This window comes from Amycolatopsis ruanii (assembly GCF_003385175.1).
Taxonomy (GTDB): Bacteria; Actinomycetota; Actinomycetes; order Mycobacteriales; family Pseudonocardiaceae; genus Amycolatopsis_E; species Amycolatopsis_E thermalba.
On record NZ_PQHY01000029.1, the window covers coordinates 33,278 to 48,676 of the forward strand.

At 71.9% G+C, this 15,399-nt stretch carries 19 protein-coding genes; 12 read left to right on the top strand and 7 right to left on the bottom strand.

Features of this window, described 5'->3' with window-relative positions; all coding sequences use genetic code 11:
- The first annotated feature begins 3 nt into the window (after window positions 1-3).
- From D0D28_RS17675 to D0D28_RS17685, 3 genes are read left to right on the top strand one after another with little or no spacing between them, the layout of a single operon-like run.
- A complete protein-coding gene (locus D0D28_RS17675; RefSeq protein WP_094005776.1) occupies window positions 4-420 on the top strand; it encodes a VOC family protein in 417 nt (138 codons plus the stop codon).
- Window positions 421-450: 30 nt separating this feature from the next.
- Window positions 451-921: a cyclic pyranopterin monophosphate synthase MoaC gene (gene moaC / locus D0D28_RS17680; protein ID WP_116111326.1), complete on the top strand. Its 471-nt coding sequence runs from the start codon at window positions 451-453 to the stop codon at window positions 919-921.
- On the top strand, window positions 918-2,102 hold the full coding sequence (locus D0D28_RS17685) for a molybdenum cofactor biosynthesis protein MoaE (protein WP_094005778.1): 1,185 nt from the start codon (window positions 918-920) through the stop codon (window positions 2,100-2,102). Before moaC ends, D0D28_RS17685 begins: the two co-directional genes overlap by 4 nt.
- Window positions 2,103-2,715: 613 nt before the next feature.
- On the opposite strand, the gene D0D28_RS17690 is transcribed toward D0D28_RS17685, so the two are convergent.
- From D0D28_RS17690 to moaA, 3 genes are all read right to left on the bottom strand, one after another.
- The gene (locus tag D0D28_RS17690) at window positions 2,716-3,372 is read right to left on the bottom strand and encodes a transglycosylase family protein (protein ID WP_094005788.1); all 657 of its coding nucleotides are present in this window, start codon (window positions 3,370-3,372) and stop codon (window positions 2,716-2,718) included.
- A 444-nt stretch (window positions 3,373-3,816) separates the two neighbouring features.
- A complete protein-coding gene (locus D0D28_RS17695) occupies window positions 3,817-4,074 on the bottom strand; it encodes a MoaD/ThiS family protein (RefSeq protein WP_094005789.1) in 258 nt (85 codons plus the stop codon).
- Between the two features lie 3 nt (window positions 4,075-4,077).
- Complete coding sequence (moaA, locus tag D0D28_RS17700; RefSeq protein ID WP_116111327.1) at window positions 4,078-5,139, bottom strand: GTP 3',8-cyclase MoaA; 1,062 nt, start codon at window positions 5,137-5,139, stop codon at window positions 4,078-4,080.
- Between the two features lie 102 nt (window positions 5,140-5,241).
- Between moaA and D0D28_RS17705 the strand changes: the two genes are divergently transcribed.
- Genes D0D28_RS17705 through D0D28_RS17735 form a run of 7 tightly spaced genes read left to right on the top strand, consistent with a single transcriptional unit; the run spans window position 5,242 to window position 10,402 of the window.
- Entirely contained in the window at window positions 5,242-5,718 is a 477-nt protein-coding gene (locus tag D0D28_RS17705; protein WP_162830721.1) for a MarR family winged helix-turn-helix transcriptional regulator, read from the top strand.
- Between the two features lie 33 nt (window positions 5,719-5,751).
- Entirely contained in the window at window positions 5,752-6,156 is a 405-nt protein-coding gene (locus D0D28_RS17710) for a TOBE domain-containing protein (protein WP_094005792.1), read from the top strand.
- Complete coding sequence (gene modA / locus D0D28_RS17715; protein ID WP_116111328.1) at window positions 6,153-6,899, top strand: molybdate ABC transporter substrate-binding protein; 747 nt, start codon at window positions 6,153-6,155, stop codon at window positions 6,897-6,899. The genes D0D28_RS17710 and modA overlap by 4 nt, the downstream gene beginning before the upstream one ends.
- Window positions 6,900-6,909: 10 nt before the next feature.
- Window positions 6,910-7,686, top strand: a complete 777-nt coding sequence (locus tag D0D28_RS17720) for an ABC transporter permease (RefSeq protein WP_094005794.1) — start codon at window positions 6,910-6,912, stop codon at window positions 7,684-7,686.
- A complete protein-coding gene (locus D0D28_RS17725) occupies window positions 7,683-8,759 on the top strand; it encodes a sulfate/molybdate ABC transporter ATP-binding protein (protein ID WP_116111329.1) in 1,077 nt (358 codons plus the stop codon). Before D0D28_RS17720 ends, D0D28_RS17725 begins: the two co-directional genes overlap by 4 nt.
- A complete protein-coding gene (locus tag D0D28_RS17730) occupies window positions 8,756-9,556 on the top strand; it encodes an HAD-IIA family hydrolase (RefSeq protein ID WP_116111330.1) in 801 nt (266 codons plus the stop codon). The genes D0D28_RS17725 and D0D28_RS17730 overlap by 4 nt, the downstream gene beginning before the upstream one ends.
- Before the next feature lie 27 nt (window positions 9,557-9,583).
- The gene (locus D0D28_RS17735; RefSeq protein ID WP_116111331.1) at window positions 9,584-10,402 is read left to right on the top strand and encodes a metallophosphoesterase family protein; all 819 of its coding nucleotides are present in this window, start codon (window positions 9,584-9,586) and stop codon (window positions 10,400-10,402) included.
- Here D0D28_RS17735 and D0D28_RS17740 read toward each other — a convergent pair.
- Window positions 10,368-11,543 carry an MFS transporter gene (locus tag D0D28_RS17740; RefSeq protein ID WP_233157289.1) on the bottom strand — a complete coding sequence of 392 codons (1,176 nt, stop codon included), beginning with the start codon at window positions 11,541-11,543 and terminating at the stop codon, window positions 10,368-10,370. The two genes, D0D28_RS17735 and D0D28_RS17740, sit on opposite strands and share 35 nt — an antisense overlap.
- Window positions 11,544-11,625: 82 nt before the next feature.
- Here D0D28_RS17740 and D0D28_RS17745 point away from each other — a divergent pair, with 82 nt between their 5' ends.
- Window positions 11,626-12,036: a MarR family winged helix-turn-helix transcriptional regulator gene (locus tag D0D28_RS17745; protein WP_094005798.1), complete on the top strand. Its 411-nt coding sequence runs from the start codon at window positions 11,626-11,628 to the stop codon at window positions 12,034-12,036.
- On the opposite strand, the gene D0D28_RS17750 is transcribed toward D0D28_RS17745, so the two are convergent.
- The gene (locus tag D0D28_RS17750) at window positions 12,037-12,684 is read right to left on the bottom strand and encodes a TetR/AcrR family transcriptional regulator C-terminal domain-containing protein (RefSeq protein WP_094005799.1); all 648 of its coding nucleotides are present in this window, start codon (window positions 12,682-12,684) and stop codon (window positions 12,037-12,039) included. It lies immediately after the preceding gene.
- A gap of 58 nt (window positions 12,685-12,742) precedes the next feature.
- Here D0D28_RS17750 and D0D28_RS17755 point away from each other — a divergent pair, with 58 nt between their 5' ends.
- On the top strand, window positions 12,743-14,179 hold the full coding sequence (locus D0D28_RS17755; protein ID WP_116111332.1) for an FAD-dependent monooxygenase: 1,437 nt from the start codon (window positions 12,743-12,745) through the stop codon (window positions 14,177-14,179).
- On the opposite strand, the gene D0D28_RS17760 is transcribed toward D0D28_RS17755, so the two are convergent.
- A complete protein-coding gene (locus D0D28_RS17760; RefSeq protein ID WP_116111333.1) occupies window positions 14,167-14,568 on the bottom strand; it encodes a YccF domain-containing protein in 402 nt (133 codons plus the stop codon). The genes D0D28_RS17755 and D0D28_RS17760 overlap by 13 nt on opposite strands.
- Window positions 14,568-15,329, bottom strand: coding sequence for a PhzF family phenazine biosynthesis protein (locus tag D0D28_RS17765; RefSeq protein ID WP_094005802.1), 762 nt, complete (start codon window positions 15,327-15,329; stop codon window positions 14,568-14,570). Before D0D28_RS17765 ends, D0D28_RS17760 begins: the two co-directional genes overlap by 1 nt.
- Window positions 15,330-15,399 lie beyond the last annotated feature (70 nt).

Here is a 15,399-nt window from a genome sequence, read left to right on the forward strand (position 1 = left end):
GGCATGTTCAACGCGATCACTCTCTCCCAGATCTTCGTGACCGACCAGGACGAGGCGCTCGACTTCTACGTGGGCAAGCTCGGGCTGGAGGTCAAGATCGACCAGGACCTCGGCTTCATGCGATGGCTGACGGTGTGCGTGCCCGGCGAGCCCGGGCGCGAGATCCTCCTGGAGAAGCCCGGCCCGCCCGCGATGGACGAGGCGACCGCTTCGCAGGTGCGCGAGCTGCTGGCGAAGGGCGCGACGGGCGGCTGGATCGGCCTGACGACGGACGACTGCCGCAAGACGTACGAGGAGTTGCTGGCGAAGGGCGTGGAGTTCACGCAGGAGCCGACGGAGCGCCCGTACGGCATCGACTGCGGGCTGCGGGACCCGTTCGGCAACGCGATTCGCATCAACCAGCCGGTGCGGGTGGGTTGAGCCGGTCCCCGGGCGTTTAGCCTTGTCGGCGTGAGTGAACTGAGCCACGTCGACGACAAGGGCGCTGCCCGGATGGTCGACGTCTCCGGCAAGGAGGCCACCGCGCGCACCGCGGCGGCCACCGGGGTCGTGCGCACCACGGCCGAGGTGATCGACCTGCTGTCCCGCGACGGCCTGCCCAAGGGTGACGCTCTAGCGACCGCGCGGATCGCCGGGATCATGGGGGCCAAGAAGGTCCCGGAGCTGATCCCGTTGTGCCACCAGATCGCCCTGTCCGGCGTGACGGTCGAGTTCGACCTGGGGCCGGCGGAAGTGCGCATCACGGCGACCGTCAAGACCACCGATCGCACGGGGGTCGAGATGGAGGCGCTGACGGCGGTTGCCGTCGCGGGGCTCACCGTGCACGACATGATCAAGGCCGTCGATCCCGCAGCCACGTTGGACGGGGTCCGTTTGGAGCGCAAGCTCGGTGGCAAGTCCGGTGTCTGGGAGCGGCCATGAGCAACGAGAAGCGCACGGCACGGGTGATCGTCGCGTCGAACCGGGCGTCGGCGGGGGTGTATGCGGACCACACGGGGCCGGTGATCGTCGGGTGGCTGCGGGAGCGCGGGTTCGACGTGCCGGAGCCGCGGGTGGTGCCCGACGGTGACCCGGTGGCCCAGGCCCTGCGCGAGGCGCTGCGTGACGACGTGCAGGTGGTCATCACGACCGGCGGGACCGGGGTGTCGCCGACGGACCGCACGCCGGATGTGACGGCGCCGCTGCTGGACCACCAGCTGCCGGGGCTCGCGGAGGCGATCCGGTCGGCGGGGCTGCCGAAGGTGCCGACGGCGGTGCTGTCGCGGGGCCTGGCCGGCGTGGCGGGCCGGACGCTGGTGGTGAACCTGCCCGGCTCGCGCGGCGGGGTGACGGACGGGCTCGGCGTGCTCGACGGGGTGCTGATGCACGCGGTGGACCAGCTCGCGGGTGGCGACCACCCGCGTCCGGCCGGGGAGGCGGCCGCTGCGGGGGCCACGGTGACGAGCGCGGACGGCCCGGTGGCCGCGAACGGCTTGGAGGCGGCTGAGCCGGGTGCCGGAGTGGGGGGTGCGGCCGCTGGAGGTTCTGAGGCGGCTGGTGCCGCAGCTGCGCCGGGTGCCCAGGCTGACGCCGGGAGCGCCGTGGACGGTCCTCAGGCTGGTGCTGAGGCGCCGGAGGGGGCTGGGGCGGGATCGGACGCTGCCGACCTCCAGGGCGCGGTGAGCGCGGAATCGGCGGCCACGCGCATCGTGCGGGCCGAGGTGACGGATCGGGCCTTGTCCGTCGAGGAGCATGCTGCCCTCGTGGATGATCAGGCCGCCGGGGCGGTTGTCACCTTCGGTGGTGTCGTCCGGGACCACGATGGGGGGAAGGGCGTCAAGGCGCTCTTCTACGAGGGGCACCCGACTGCGGGGGACGTTCTCGCCCGCGTGGTGGCTCAGGTTGCCGGCCGCCCGAGGGGGGTTCGGGCCGTCGCTGTCAGCCATCGGGTTGGGGCGCTCGAGATCGGGGACGTGGCGCTGGCTTGCGCCGTCTCCGCCGACCACCGTGCCGAGGCCTTCGCGACCTGCGCCGAGCTCGTCGACGAGGTGAAGGCCCAGTTGCCGGTGTGGAAGCACCAGCACTTCACCGATGGCACGGACGAGTGGGTCAACTCCCCCTGATCAGGCGGCCTGGGGGCCTGCCCGGAACCGCTGGGCGGCTCAAGCGGGTCACCGCCCTGACCGTGGTGGCATGAGGGGCCTGCCCGAAGCGCTGAGGCGCGGACGAGTGAGTCAACTCCCCCTGATCGCGGCGGACCGCGGGAGCCTGCTCACACCGCTGGGGCGGGACGAGCAGGCCAACTTCCCCTGATCGGGGCGGCCTAGGGGTCTGCCCGGAACCGCTGGGGCGGCTCGCGTCGGTCGACTCCCTGGCCGTGGTGGCCTGAGGGGACCTGCGCGGACCGCTGGGCGGCTCAAGTGGGCGGACTCCCTGACCGTGGTGGCCTGGGAGCCTGCCCGAAGCGCTGGGGCGCAGACGAGTGGGTCAACTTCCCCCTGATCACGGCGGATCGGGGCGCCCTGCCCGGAACCGCTGGGGCGGCTCGCGTCGGTCGACTCCCTGGCCGTGGTGGCCCCCCGGGGACCTACCCGAACCGACTGGGGCGGGACGGAGCAGGCCAACGGCCCTGAGGGCCGGACGCGGGCGGGTACGGGTCACGAGAACCCGAACCGCCAGGGTGCCGGCGCCCCACCGCCCGGGGGATTGCGGTGGGGCGGCCGGACACCCCCAGCGTCACTTCGTGGCGATCTTCTGCCCGACCAGGATCAGGTTCGGGTTCGAGATGTACTGCGAGTTCAGCTCCTGGAGCTTCTGGTAGCCGCCCTCGACGTTGAACTTCTTGGCGATCTCGGACAGCGTGTCGCCGGCCACCACGGTGTAGTCACCGTTCGGGTTGGAGGTCGGAACGCTCACCGCCGGAGCCGGGGTGCTCTTCTTGGGCGTGCTCTTCGGAGCGGTGGTGGTGGTCTTCTTCTTCGGCGTGGCGGCCTTCTTCTGGGTCGAGCCCTGGGTGTTGCTGCCCTTGTAGCTCGCCGAAGAGCCGGCCTTCTTGCCACACACCGGCCAGGCGCCGATGCCCTGGCCCTGCAGGACGCGCTCGGCGACGGCAATCTGCTGCTCACGCGACGCGTTCGCCGGGTTGCCGGTGCCGCCGTAGGCCTTCCAGGTGCTGGCGGAGAACTGCAGACCACCGTAGTAGCCGTTGCCGGTGTTGGTGCTCCAGTTGCCACCGCTCTCGCACTGCGCGATGGCGTCCCAGTTGACGCTGGCGGCCTGCGCGGGGGTCGCGGCGATCGCCAGCGGGGTGCCGACCGCGATACCCGCGACAGCGACTCGGGCGATGTTGCGAGCGGCGGGGGACATCTTGCGGTGCTTGCCTCGGTAGGACATTCCATCAACTCGATCTTCGCGCCGACGAGCCATGCTGCGAGGCGAACCCGGGAACGGGTCCTGCTCCACCCGGCGGGGTCCGGGCGAGCCAATCGGGCCTTCGCGGAACGCTCGGGTCCGACCCTCTTCGTCCCTGTCCGGAAGATCTTCTTTCGCTCGGGGTTTGGTCCGGGATTCCGCCGGACAGGACTTGGCGCTCGGAATCCCGGTGTTGCCGTGGCCGGTCGGGGCCAGCCGAAAAGCGACGGTACGTAACGGCGAGCGTGATCGGAAATTATTCGACGTGTGACCTACATCACAGTAACATCGAGCAACCTGTGCCGATCTCGTCGTTTCTCCTGGTCAGCGCGCCGTTACCTGGCCGTTTCCAAGTCGAGATATTTCACCGATCGTGAGGTCTGGGTCACGTCGTTTTGGCGCGGTTGGACCATTCGTGAACCTCGTTCAACCGCCCGCGAAGGGCGGCAGCACGTCGAGTTCGGCCCCCTCCGGGAGGGGACGTGAGGGGTCGCGGACGGCCACCCCGTCGACGAGGAAGCTGGCCGCCTGGAGGATCCGGGGCAGGGTCTCCGGATGGCGATCACGGAGAGCGACGACGGCCTCGGCGACCGAGGCGCCCGCCGGCAACTGGAGTACCTCTTCTTCCACGCCCGCGGCCGCGCGCGCGGACGCGAAATAGCGCACCAGGACGCTGACGGTCAAGACTCATCCCCCGATCGCGCTCATCGGCCGGATCGGCTGGGCGAAGCCGGCGTCGTTGATCTCGTGGCCGGCCAGCTTGTCCCACATCGTCATCCGCCAGGCCTGGGCGATCTCCTCGTCGCCGGCGCCGCCGCGCAACAGCGCCCGCAGATCCGTCTCGTCGTTGCTGAACAGGCACGACCGCACGGCGCCGTCGGCGGTCAGCCGGGTGCGCTCGCAGGCCGCGCAGAACGGCCGCGTGACCGACGCGATGATCCCGACGTCGGCCGGCCCGTCGTCGACGAGCCAGCGCTCCGCGGGCGCCCCGCCGCGTGCCTCCGGGCTGGGCGAGAGCGTGAACTCCTTGCTGAGCAAGGAAAAGATCTCCTCGGCCGTCACCATGTCGGCGCGGTTCCAGCCGTGCTGGGCGTCCAGCGGCATCTGCTCGATGAATCGCAGGTGGTAGCCGTGCTCGAGGCAGAACCGCAGCAGCGGGGCGGCCTCGTGCTCGTTGATCCCGCGCAGCAGCACCGCGTTGACCTTCACCGGGTCCAGCCCGGCGGCGCGCGCGGCGGCGAGGCCGTCCAGCACGTGGCTCAGCCGGTCGCGCCGGGTGATCTTCGCGAACGTTTCGGGGTCGACGGTGTCGAGCGAGATGTTGATCCGGTCCAGACCCGCCTCGGCGAACGCGCGGGCGCGCTTGGCGAGCCCGATCCCGTTGGTGGTCATGGACAGCCGGGGCCGCGGGCGCAACGCCGTGATCTCGGCGACCAGGTGCTCGAGCCCGGGCCGCAGCAGCGGTTCACCGCCGGTGAGCCGGATGTCGGTGACCCCGAGCCGTTCGACCGCGATCCGCAGCAGCCGCACCAGTTCGCTGTCGGTGAGCACCTCGTCGCCCGGCATCCAGGGCAGGCCCTCGGCCGGCATGCAATACGTGCAGCGGAGGTTGCAGCGGTCGGTCAGCGACACGCGCAGGTCCGTGGCCACACGGCCGAACGTGTCGACGAGGGCGGGGTTGTCGGGGCGGGGCTGCGTGGTTCCGCGTGTGCCCGGCACGCGGGGGAGCCCGAGATCTACCGCACTCATTGACACCAGCCTAACCCGCCGACCGTCCGGCCGATCCTCACTAGAATGTCTCGGAAGCAGAGTGTTTCAACCGCGCAGACGACTTGGGAAGGGACGCGCCGGATGCCGGAGGAAAAAAGGTACCCGGTGCCGCGCGACGTGCTGGCGCGGTTCGCCGAGATCGGCCGCGAAAGCAGCACCCTCGCCGTCCTCCGGCACGCCCAGATCGCCGAGAAGATGGGCCTGTCCGCCACCGACCACAAGGCCCTCGACCTGGCCGCCCGCGCCGACGGGCCGCTGACCGCGGGCGAGATCGCCAAGCTCACCGGTCTGTCCACCGGCGCGGTCACCGGGGTGATCGATCGCCTGGAGCGCGCGGGATTCGTCCGCCGGGTGCGGGACGCCAAGGACCGCCGCAAGGTCCTGGTCGAGGTGCTGCCGGTGGACGAGGAGAAGGTGGCGCCGCTGTTCGAGTCGGCGCTCGTGGTCACCGAGAAGGTGCTGGAGAAGTTCGGCCCGGCCGAACGCGAGGTCATCGAGCGCTACCAGAACGAACTGCTCGCCTTGATGCGGGAGGACGTTCTCGGCGGCAACCCGTAGCTTTTCCGCAAATGCGGAAGTAATGTCCTCCGCATGCCGCAATTCCGGTTATCCGAGGCCGCCGAACTGCTCGGCGTCAGCGACGACACCGTCCGGCGCTGGGTGCGGGGCGGGCAGCTGACCGCCACCACCGACGGCGCCGGCCGCAAGGTCGTCGACGGCGCGGAGCTGGCCGCGTTCGCGCGGGAACAGGCCGCGCGGCCCCACGACCCCTCCGGCGTCGGCCGGTCGGCCCGCAACCGGTTCGTCGGCCTGGTCACCGACGTGGTCGTGGACAAGGTGATGGCCCAGGTCGAGTTGCAGTGCGGCCCGTTCCGCGTGGTGTCGCTGATGAGCGCCGAAGCGGTGCGCGAGCTCGGCCTCAAGCCGGGGGCGCTGGCGGTCGCGGTGGTGAAGGCGACCACGGTGGTCGTCGAGACTCCGGGAGGACAGAGTTGACGAAGGCAGGCGCCCTGGTCGCGGTCGCGTTGCTGGTCGCCGGTTGCGGCTCGTCGGGCGGGAGCGAGAGCGGGACGCTGACCGTGTTCGCCGCCGCCTCGCTCACCGAGTCGTTCACCGCGCTGGAGACGGCCTTCGAGAGCAGCCACCCGGGCACCGACGTGAAGTTCAACTTCGCCGGCTCGTCCGCGCTCGTGCAGCAGCTGTCCAACGGCGCCTCGGCCGACGTGTTCGCCTCGGCCGACCAGACCAACATGGACAAGGCCGTGCAGGCCGGGGTGATCGACGGCTCGCCGTCGGTGTTCGCGACGAACCGGCTGGCCATCGCGGTCGCGCCGGGCAACCCGAAGGGCATCACGAGCTTCGCGGATCTCGCGAAGGACGGCCTGACCGTCGTGGTCTGCGCGCCGCAGGTGCCGTGCGGCTCCGCGACGGAGAAGGTCGAGCGGAGTACCGGTGTCACGCTGAAGCCGGCCAGCGAGGAGCAGGACGTAAAGCAGGTGCTGAACAAGGTGCAGACCGGGGACGCGGACGCCGGCCTGGTCTACGTGACCGACGCCGCCAGCGCCGCGGGCAAGGTCGACCGGGTCGACTTCCCGGAGGCGGCCGCGGCGATCAACTCCTACCCGATCGCCGTCGTCGAGGACGCGCCGCAGAGCGAACTCGCGAAGCAGTGGGTCGCGTTCGTGCTGGGCGAGCAGGGCCGGACCGAGCTGCGGAAGGCCGGTTTTGGCGCTCCGTAGGACCCGGCGGGTGCCGTGGGTGCTGTGGGTGCCCGCGGCGCTCGCCCTCGCGCTCGTCGTGCTGCCGGTGGTCGGTCTGCTGGTGCGGACCGACCTCCGCCGCGTTCCCGGCCTGATCGTCACCGACGCCTCGCTCGCCGCGCTGCGGTTGTCGCTGGAGACGGCGGCCGTGTCGACGCTCGCGTGCATCGTGCTCGGCGTGCCGCTCGCGGTCGTGCTCGCCCGCTCGACCGTGCCCGGCATCCGGATCCTGCGGGCGATCGTGCTGCTGCCGCTGGTCCTGCCGCCCGTCGTCGGCGGGCTCGCGCTGCTCTACCTGCTGGGCCGCAAGGGGTTCCTCGGCTACCTGCTGAGCGTCACCGGTGGCGTGCAGATCCCGTTCACCACGACCGCGGTGATCATCGCGCAGACGTTCGTCGCGATGCCGTTCCTCGTGGTGAGCCTGGAGGGCGCGCTGCGCAGCGGTGGGGACCGCTACGAGCAGATCGCCTCGACGCTCGGCGCCCGGCCGTGGACGGTGTTCCGCCGCGTCACGATCCCGCTGCTGATGCCCGCGCTCGGCTCGGGCGCGGTGCTCAGCTTCGCCCGCGCGCTGGGCGAGTTCGGCGCCACCATCACCTTCGCCGGCAGCCTCGAGGGCGTGACCCGGACGCTGCCGCTGGAGGTCTACACGCAGGCCGAGGTCGACGTGGACAGCGCGGTCGCGCTGGCGCTGCTGCTGATCGTCGTCGCGATCGTGGTCATCGCGGTCGCCCGGCCGCGGGCGCTGGAGGGGACCGCGCGGTGAGCCTGCACGCCGAGATCGAGCTGACGCGCGGCACCTTCGGCCTGTCCGTGGACTTCGACGTGCCGGCCGGGAGCGTGCTGGCGATCCTGGGCCCGAACGGCTCCGGCAAGTCCAGCATCCTCGGCTGCCTGGCCGGGTTGTTCCGCCCGGACCACGCCGTGATCACCCTCGGCGGCCGGGACCTGCACGACCTCCCGGCGCACGACCGGGCGGTCGGGCTGCTGTCGCAGGACGCGCTGCTCTTCCCGCATCTGTCCGTTGTGGACAACGTCGCGTTCTCGCCGCGGTCCAAGGGCGCGAGCCGCGCGCGGTCGCGGGAGATCGCCCGGCACTGGCTGGCCGAAGTGGACGCCGCCGAGTTCGCCGACCGCAAGCCCGGGCAGCTCTCCGGCGGCCAGGCGCAGCGCGTCGCGGTCGCCCGCGCCCTGGCCGGCAACCCGGACCTGCTGCTGCTCGACGAGCCGCTGGCGGCGCTCGACGTCGACGCCGCCCCGGCGATCCGCGGCCTGCTGCGCCGCGTGCTGGCCGCCGACCCGCACCGGGCGACCGTGCTGGTCACCCACGATCCGCTGGACGCGCTGGCCCTGGCCGACCACGTCGTCGTGCTGTCCGCCGGCCGGGTGGTCGAACGCGGTCCGACGCGCGAGGTGCTGGCCGCGCCCCGGACGGCGTTCACCGCGCGGATCGCCGGGCTCAACCTGGTCCCCGGCACCGCGGTCGAGGGCGGGCTGCGGACCGCGGACGGCGCGGTGGTGGCCGGGATCCTGGCGCCGGACGCGGTCGAGAACGAGCCCGCCGTGGCGGTCTTCGAGCCCAGCGCGGTGTCGGTCCACCCCGCCGACGACGGCCCGCACGGCAGCCCGCGCAACACGATCGCGGCGGTCGTCGGCGCGCTCGAACCACACGGACCGGTGATCCGGGTGCGGGCCGCGGGTGCGGGCTGGGCGGCGGGTCTGTCCGCGGACCTCACCCCGGCCGCGGTCGCCGACCTGGGTCTGGAGCCGGGCGTGCCGGTCCGGCTCGCGATCAAGGCCACCGCGGTGACGGTGCACCCGGCTAGTCTTCAGGCATGAGCCGTTGGACGTATCTGACCGACATGGACGGCGTGCTGGTGCACGAGGAGCACCTGGTGCCCGGCGCCGACGAGTTCCTCGCCGAGCTGCGGGCCAACGACACCCCGTTCCTGGTGCTGACCAACAACTCCATCTACACCCCGCGGGACCTGCGGGCGCGGCTGCTGCGCACCGGGCTGGACGTGCCGGAGGAGCGCATCTGGACCTCCGCGCTGGCCACCGCGAAGTTCCTGCACAGCCAGCGGCCCGGCGGGTCGGCGTTCGTCATCGGCGAGGCCGGGCTGACCACCGCGCTGCACGAGGCCGGGTACGTGCTCACCGACCGCGACCCGGACTACGTCGTGCTCGGCGAGACGCGCACGTACAGCTTCACCGCGATCACCCGTGCCATCCGGCTCATCGAGGCCGGGGCGAAGTTCATCGCGACCAACCCGGACGCCACCGGGCCCAGCCTGGAGGGCAGCCTGCCGGCCACCGGGTCGATAGCCGCCCTCATCGAGCGGGCCACCGGGCGGCAGCCGTACTTCGTGGGCAAGCCGAACCCGCTGATGATGCGCTCGGCGCTGCGCACCCTCGGCGCGCACTCCGAGGGCACGGTCATGATCGGCGACCGGATGGACACCGACGTGCACTCCGGGATCGAGGCCGGGCTGCAGACGATCCTGGTGCTCACCGGCATCTCGACGAAGGAGTCGGCCGAGCGGTACCCGTACCGGCCGACGCTGGTGCTCGACTCGATCGCGGATCTGGTCGGCCGCACCCAGGACCCGTTCGGGGACGGGGCGGTGCTCACCTGACCTGCGGCAACCGCCTATCGTCGAGGGATGGACGACCACCAGCGCCCCGATGCCCGCACCTACGTCGTCGGCGACGTGCACGGGCACCGGGACGAGCTGGCGGCCGCGTTGCGCCGGGCCGGGCTGGTCGACGAGGCCGGTGACTGGTCCGGTGGGCAGGCGCACCTGTGGTTCCTCGGCGACTTCGTCGACCGCGGCCCGGACGGGATCGGCGTGATCGACCTCGTGATGCGGCTGCACCGGCAGGCCGCCGAGGCGGGCGGGTCGACGCGGACGCTGCTCGGCAACCACGAGATCCTGCTGCTGGGCATGCACCGGTTCGGCGACACCGAGGTGCCGTCCGATTTCGGGCCGCGCAGCTTCGCCCGCAGCTGGGAGATCAACGGCGGGCAGCTGTCCGATCAGGACGCGCTGACCGACGAGCACGTCGAGTGGCTGACCAGCCGCCCGCTGGTCGCGCACGCCGCGAACCACCTGCTGATGCACTCGGACACCGTCGAATACCTCGACTGGGGCGACGACGCCGAGGACATCAACACCACCGTGCGGGAGATCCTGGCCGGTGAGGACCTGGTGGAGTGGTGGGACGTGTGGCGCCGCATGACGACGCGCTACGCCTTCCGCGGGCCGCACGGCCCGGACATCGCCGACTACCTGCTGGAGCAGCTCGGCGGCGAGCGGATCGTGCACGGGCACAGCGTGATCGCCGACCAGCTCGGGATCCACCCCAGCCAGATCGAGGCGCCCTACCTGTACGCCGGGGGCAAGGTGCTGGGCATCGACGGCGGGTTGTTCGTCGGCGGGCCCTGCCTCATCGTTCCGCTGCCGTGGCAGCCGGAGGACTGACCGTCTTCGCCCGGTCGCGGCGCAGCATCGCCAGTGCGATACCCAGGCCGGCGAGGGTGGTCAGGGCGGCCGCCGGGTAGAGGGCGCGTGGCCCGGCGCCCGCCATCAGCCCGCCGCCCAGCCATCCGCCGAAGGCCGCGGCGAGCTGGAACCCGGAGGCGTTCACCGCGATCGCCAGCGTGGGCGCCGCTCCCGCCGCCGTGAGCACCCGCGTCTGCATCCCGGGGATGATCGCGAACGCCAGCGCGCCGAGGACGAACGTCAGGACCGCCACCGCCACCCGGTTGTCCGCGGCGAGCCACCACAGCACCAGGGTGCCGGCCAGCGCGGTCAGCATCCAGGCCAGTGACGGCATCAGCGCGCGGTCCGCCAGCCGCCCGCCGAGCAGGTTCCCGATCACCGCGCCGGCGCCGTACACCAGCAGCAGCACCGGCACCGCGTCCGCGGCGAACCCGGCGACGTCGGTCAGCAGCGGGGCGATGTAGGTGAAGACGGTGACGACGCCGAGGTTCCCGACGGCCGTCAGGACGATCCCGAGCTGCACCTCGCGATCCGCGAGCACACGGAGGTCGCGCACGGCCGACCCGCCCGCCGCGGGGAACGCCGGCACGAACCGCAGCACCAGCAGCAGCGCGAGCAGCGTGATCGCGGCGACGGCGACGAACGTGGCCCGCCACCCGGCGTGGTGCCCGACGAACGTGCCCAGCGGGGTGCCCAGGATGATGCCGAGGTTCATGCCCAGCGCGACCTTGGCGATCATGCTCGACTGCCTGCCCTCCGGCGCCATCGCCGCCGTGGTCGTGATCGCGACCGCGAAGAACGTCGCGACGATCAGGCCCGCGACGAACCGCGACAGCAGCAGGACGGCGTACCCCGGCGCGACGGCGGATCCCAGGTTGCCCAGCACGGACACCGCGACGAGCCCGATGATCAGCGGTTTCCGGCCGATGCGCGCGGTCAGCACGGTGACGACCGGACCACCGACGATCATGCCGACCGCGTAGGCGCTCACGAGCAACCCGGCCGCCGGCACGGACACCGACAGCCCGGCCGCCACGTCCGGGACGAGCCCGGCGATCACGAACTCGCCGGTCGTGAGCCCGAAGACCACGAGCATCAGCGAGAACACGGACAACGGCACTGTCCACCCCCAAGAAGGTTCGAGTTGTAATAATACGAGCTAGAACTACCATAGCTCGAACCATCTTCGCTAGACTCGTGGCATGGCGGATGTCGAGATCGATCGCGACGTGTGCAAGCTGGTGCACGAGTTCGCCCGCCGCCTCGACGTGCAGGTCCGCCGGGTCGGGGAGGAGGTCGGCCTGACGCCGGCGCAGGTCGTCGCCCTGCGCGAGCTGTCCGAGCCGATCACGGCGCGCGAACTGGCGAGCCGGATGTCGTGCGAGGCCTCGAACGCGACGTTCGTGATCGACCGCCTGGAGGACCAGGGGCTGGTGCGGCGGCGGCCGCACCCCACCGACCGGCGCGCCAAGGAGATCGTGCTGACCGACGCCGGAGTCCAGGCGCGCTCCGGGGTGCTGGAGCGCCTCAACCGGACTTCGCCGCTGGTGTCCCTGGACCGGGACAGGCAGGAATCGTTGGTCGAGTTGTTGCGGGCACTCGTGTCCGAGTGATCAGGTGCCGATGCCGTACTTCGTGCGGATGCCGGTCAGGACGATGTCCAGCCCGGCCTCGAAGGCGGCGTCGGTGTCCGGGCTGAACAGGCGCCGCACCAGACGGGCGCTCAGCGGGAACTGGTCGCCGTCCACCATGCGCTCCAGCCGGTCCGGTTCGTACGGGTTGTCCCCTTCGTAGGCGACGCCGGTGCGGGCCTGTTCTTCGATGGTGAAGCCGATCGTGTAGTTCAGCAGGGTCGGGTAGGCCTCCGCGGCGTCGTCCAGCGTGAAGCCGGCGTCCCGCAGCGTGCGCAGGGTGAGTTCGACGAACCGGAACATCGCCGGGTGCGCGGTGTTCGTGCCCGCCAGCACGCGCGCCCCGTCGCGGTAGCGCAGCATCGTGCGCCGCAGCTGCCGGGCGTTGTCCGCCAGCCACTCCTCCCAGGTGACGCCTGCGCCCGGGGCCTCCAGGCCGTCCAGGGCTTCGAGGAGGATCGCTGTCGCCATCGCGTCGAGCAGTTCCTGCTTGTTCTTCACGTGCCAGTACAGGGTCGGGGCCCGCACGCCCAGTTCCGTCGCCACCACGCGCATGGTGAGCCCGTCGAGGCCGACGTCGGTGAGCAGTCGCAGCGCGGTCCGCGCGATGACCTCGGGGTTGATCGCCACGGCTTGACACTCTAACAGAAGTAGAGAACTCTCTAATCATGTTAGAGAGGAGAGCGTGATGACGGATGTGGTGATCGCCGGCGGCGGGCCGACCGGTCTGATGCTGGCCTGCGAGCTGCGCCGGGCCGGCGTGGACGTGACGGTGCTGGACCGGCTGCCCGGGCGCCGCGGCGAGTCACGCGCGGGCGGGTTGCACGCGCGCACCCTGGAAGTCCTGGACCAGCGGGGTGTCGCCGACCGGTTCCTGACGCCCGGCCGCCCCCGGAACGTGGGGCACTTTTCCGGGCTGTGGCTGGACTTCAGCCGGCTGCCGACACGGTACCCGTTCGTGCTGAACCTGTTGCAGACCCAGGTGGAACAGCTGCTCGAACAGTGGGCCGCCGAACTCGGGGTGCGGGTGCGCTGGTCGTCGGAGGTGACCGGGGTCCGGCAGGGCGCCGACGGCGTCGAGGTCGCGGTGGCGGACGGCACCACCTTCGACGCGGCCTACCTGGCCGGGTGCGATGGCGGGCGCAGCACCGTCCGCAGGCTCGCCGGTATCGAGTTCCCCGGCACCCCGGCGACCCTCACCGCGCTGCTCGGCGACGTCGAACTCACCGACCCGCCCGGCGAGCCGGTCTTCATGCGGCGCACCGAGCACGGCGACTTCTCGGTGCTGGGGTTCGAACCGGGCTGGTACCGCGTCATGACGACCGAGTACGACCGGGTGGCCGGCCGGGACGAGCCGGTCACGGCCGACCGGCTGCGGGAGTCACTGGTCAAGATCGCGGGCACCGACTTCGGGATGCACAGCCCCCGCTGGATCTCCCGGTACGGTGACGCCGCCCGGCAGGCCGCGGACTACCGGCGGGGCCGCGTGCTGCTCGCCGGGGACGCGGCGCACATCCACTACCCGGCCGGCGGGCAGGGGCTGAACACGGGGGTGCAGGACGCGGTCAACCTGGGCTGGAAGCTCGCCGCGGTCGTCCGCGGCCACGCGCCCGAGTCCCTGCTGGACACCTACCACGCGGAGCGGCACCCGGTGGGGCACCGGGTCCTGCACAACACGCGGGCCCAGACCGCGCTGGGCCGCCCGGGCGCGCAGACCGAGGCGCTGCGGGAGGTGTTCGCCGGGCTGATCGAGATCGACGACGTGAACTCCGCGCTCGCGGGCATGATCTCCGCGCTGGACGTCCGCTACCCGCTCGGCGACGCGGATCCGTTGCTGGGACGGCGGGTTCCCGACCTCGACCTGGTCACCGAGCGCGGTGCGACCCGGCTGTTCACCCTGCTGCACCCGGGCCGGGCGGTGCTGCTCGACCTCGCCGGCGATCCGGAACTGGCCGCGGGCGCTCGGAGCTGGCCGGGTCGTCTCGATCTCGTCGCCGCCAAGTGCACGCAGCCCGTTCCGGACGCCGTCCTCATCCGCCCGGACGGTCACGTGGCGTGGGTGGCGCCGCAGGGTGCCGAGGCGCTCCGGGCGGCGTGCACGACCTGGCTCGGTCAGGGGCGGTAGTACGCCTCGGTGCCGCGGTCGACCGGCACGATCGTCTTGCCCAGCGGCATCAGGGAGACCGGGATGAGCTTGAAGTTCGCCAGCCCGAGCGGGATCCCGATGATCGTGACGCACAGGGCGATCCCGGTGACGATGTGGCCGATCGCGAGCCAGAACCCGGCGAAGACGATCCAGATGACGTTGCCGAGCAGGGACCCGGCCCCGGCGTCGCGGCGGTCGACGATCGTCCGGCCGAACGGCCACAGCGCGTAGTTCGCGATGCGGAACGACGCGATGCCGAACGGGATCGTGATGATCAGGACGCAGCAGATGATCCCCGCGACCACGTACGCCAGGGCCATCCAGAAGCCGGCGAACACCAGCCAGATCAGGTTCAGGACGAGTCGCATCAGGCGTGCAGCTCCCCGCTGACGACGGTGACGGCCTGCCCGGACAGCGTCACCCGGTCCCCGTTCAGCACGACCCGGACGATCCCGCCGCGCTCCGATGCCTGCTCGCCGACCAGTTCGGCGCGGCCCAGCTGCGCCGCCCAGAACGGCGCGAGCAGGCAGTGCGCCGAGCCGGTCACCGGGTCCTCGGGCACGCCGACGGCGGGCCCGAAGACCCGGCTGACGAAGTCGGCGTCGTCCCGGTCGGCGGGCGCGGTGACGATCACGCAGCGCGCGTCCCAGCCGGCGATGACGTCGAGGTCCGGCTTCAGCTCGCGCACCTGGGCCGCGTCGGTGGCCTCGACCAGGATGTCCCACTTGCCGCGTGCGACGCTCGCGACCGTCACGCCCGGCAGAGCGCCGACGACGTCGTCTTCGGCTGCGCGGGGCGGGTCGCTCGGGAAGTCCATGCTGACCCACCCGTCGGCGGCGCGGGTGCGCAGCTCGCCGCTGCGGGTCGTGAACACCTGCTCACCGCCCAGGACGTGCCCGGCGGCGAGGGTCGCGTGCCCGCACAGGTCCACCTCGACCGTCGGCGTGAACCAGCGCAGCGACTTCGGGCCGTCGCCGGACACCTCGACGAACGCCGTCTCGGAGTGCCGCAGCTCGGCGGCCACGGACTGCATCCACGCGGGGTCGGCCGGCTGGTCGAGCAGCACCACCCCGGCCGGATTGCCCGCGAACGGGGTGCCGGTGAACGAGTCGACGATCGAAAGCCGCATGCCACCCACTCTAGGGGGTGTCCGGGGCGCGCCGGGATTTCTAGACTCGGTCACAGTCAGTGTCGACCGC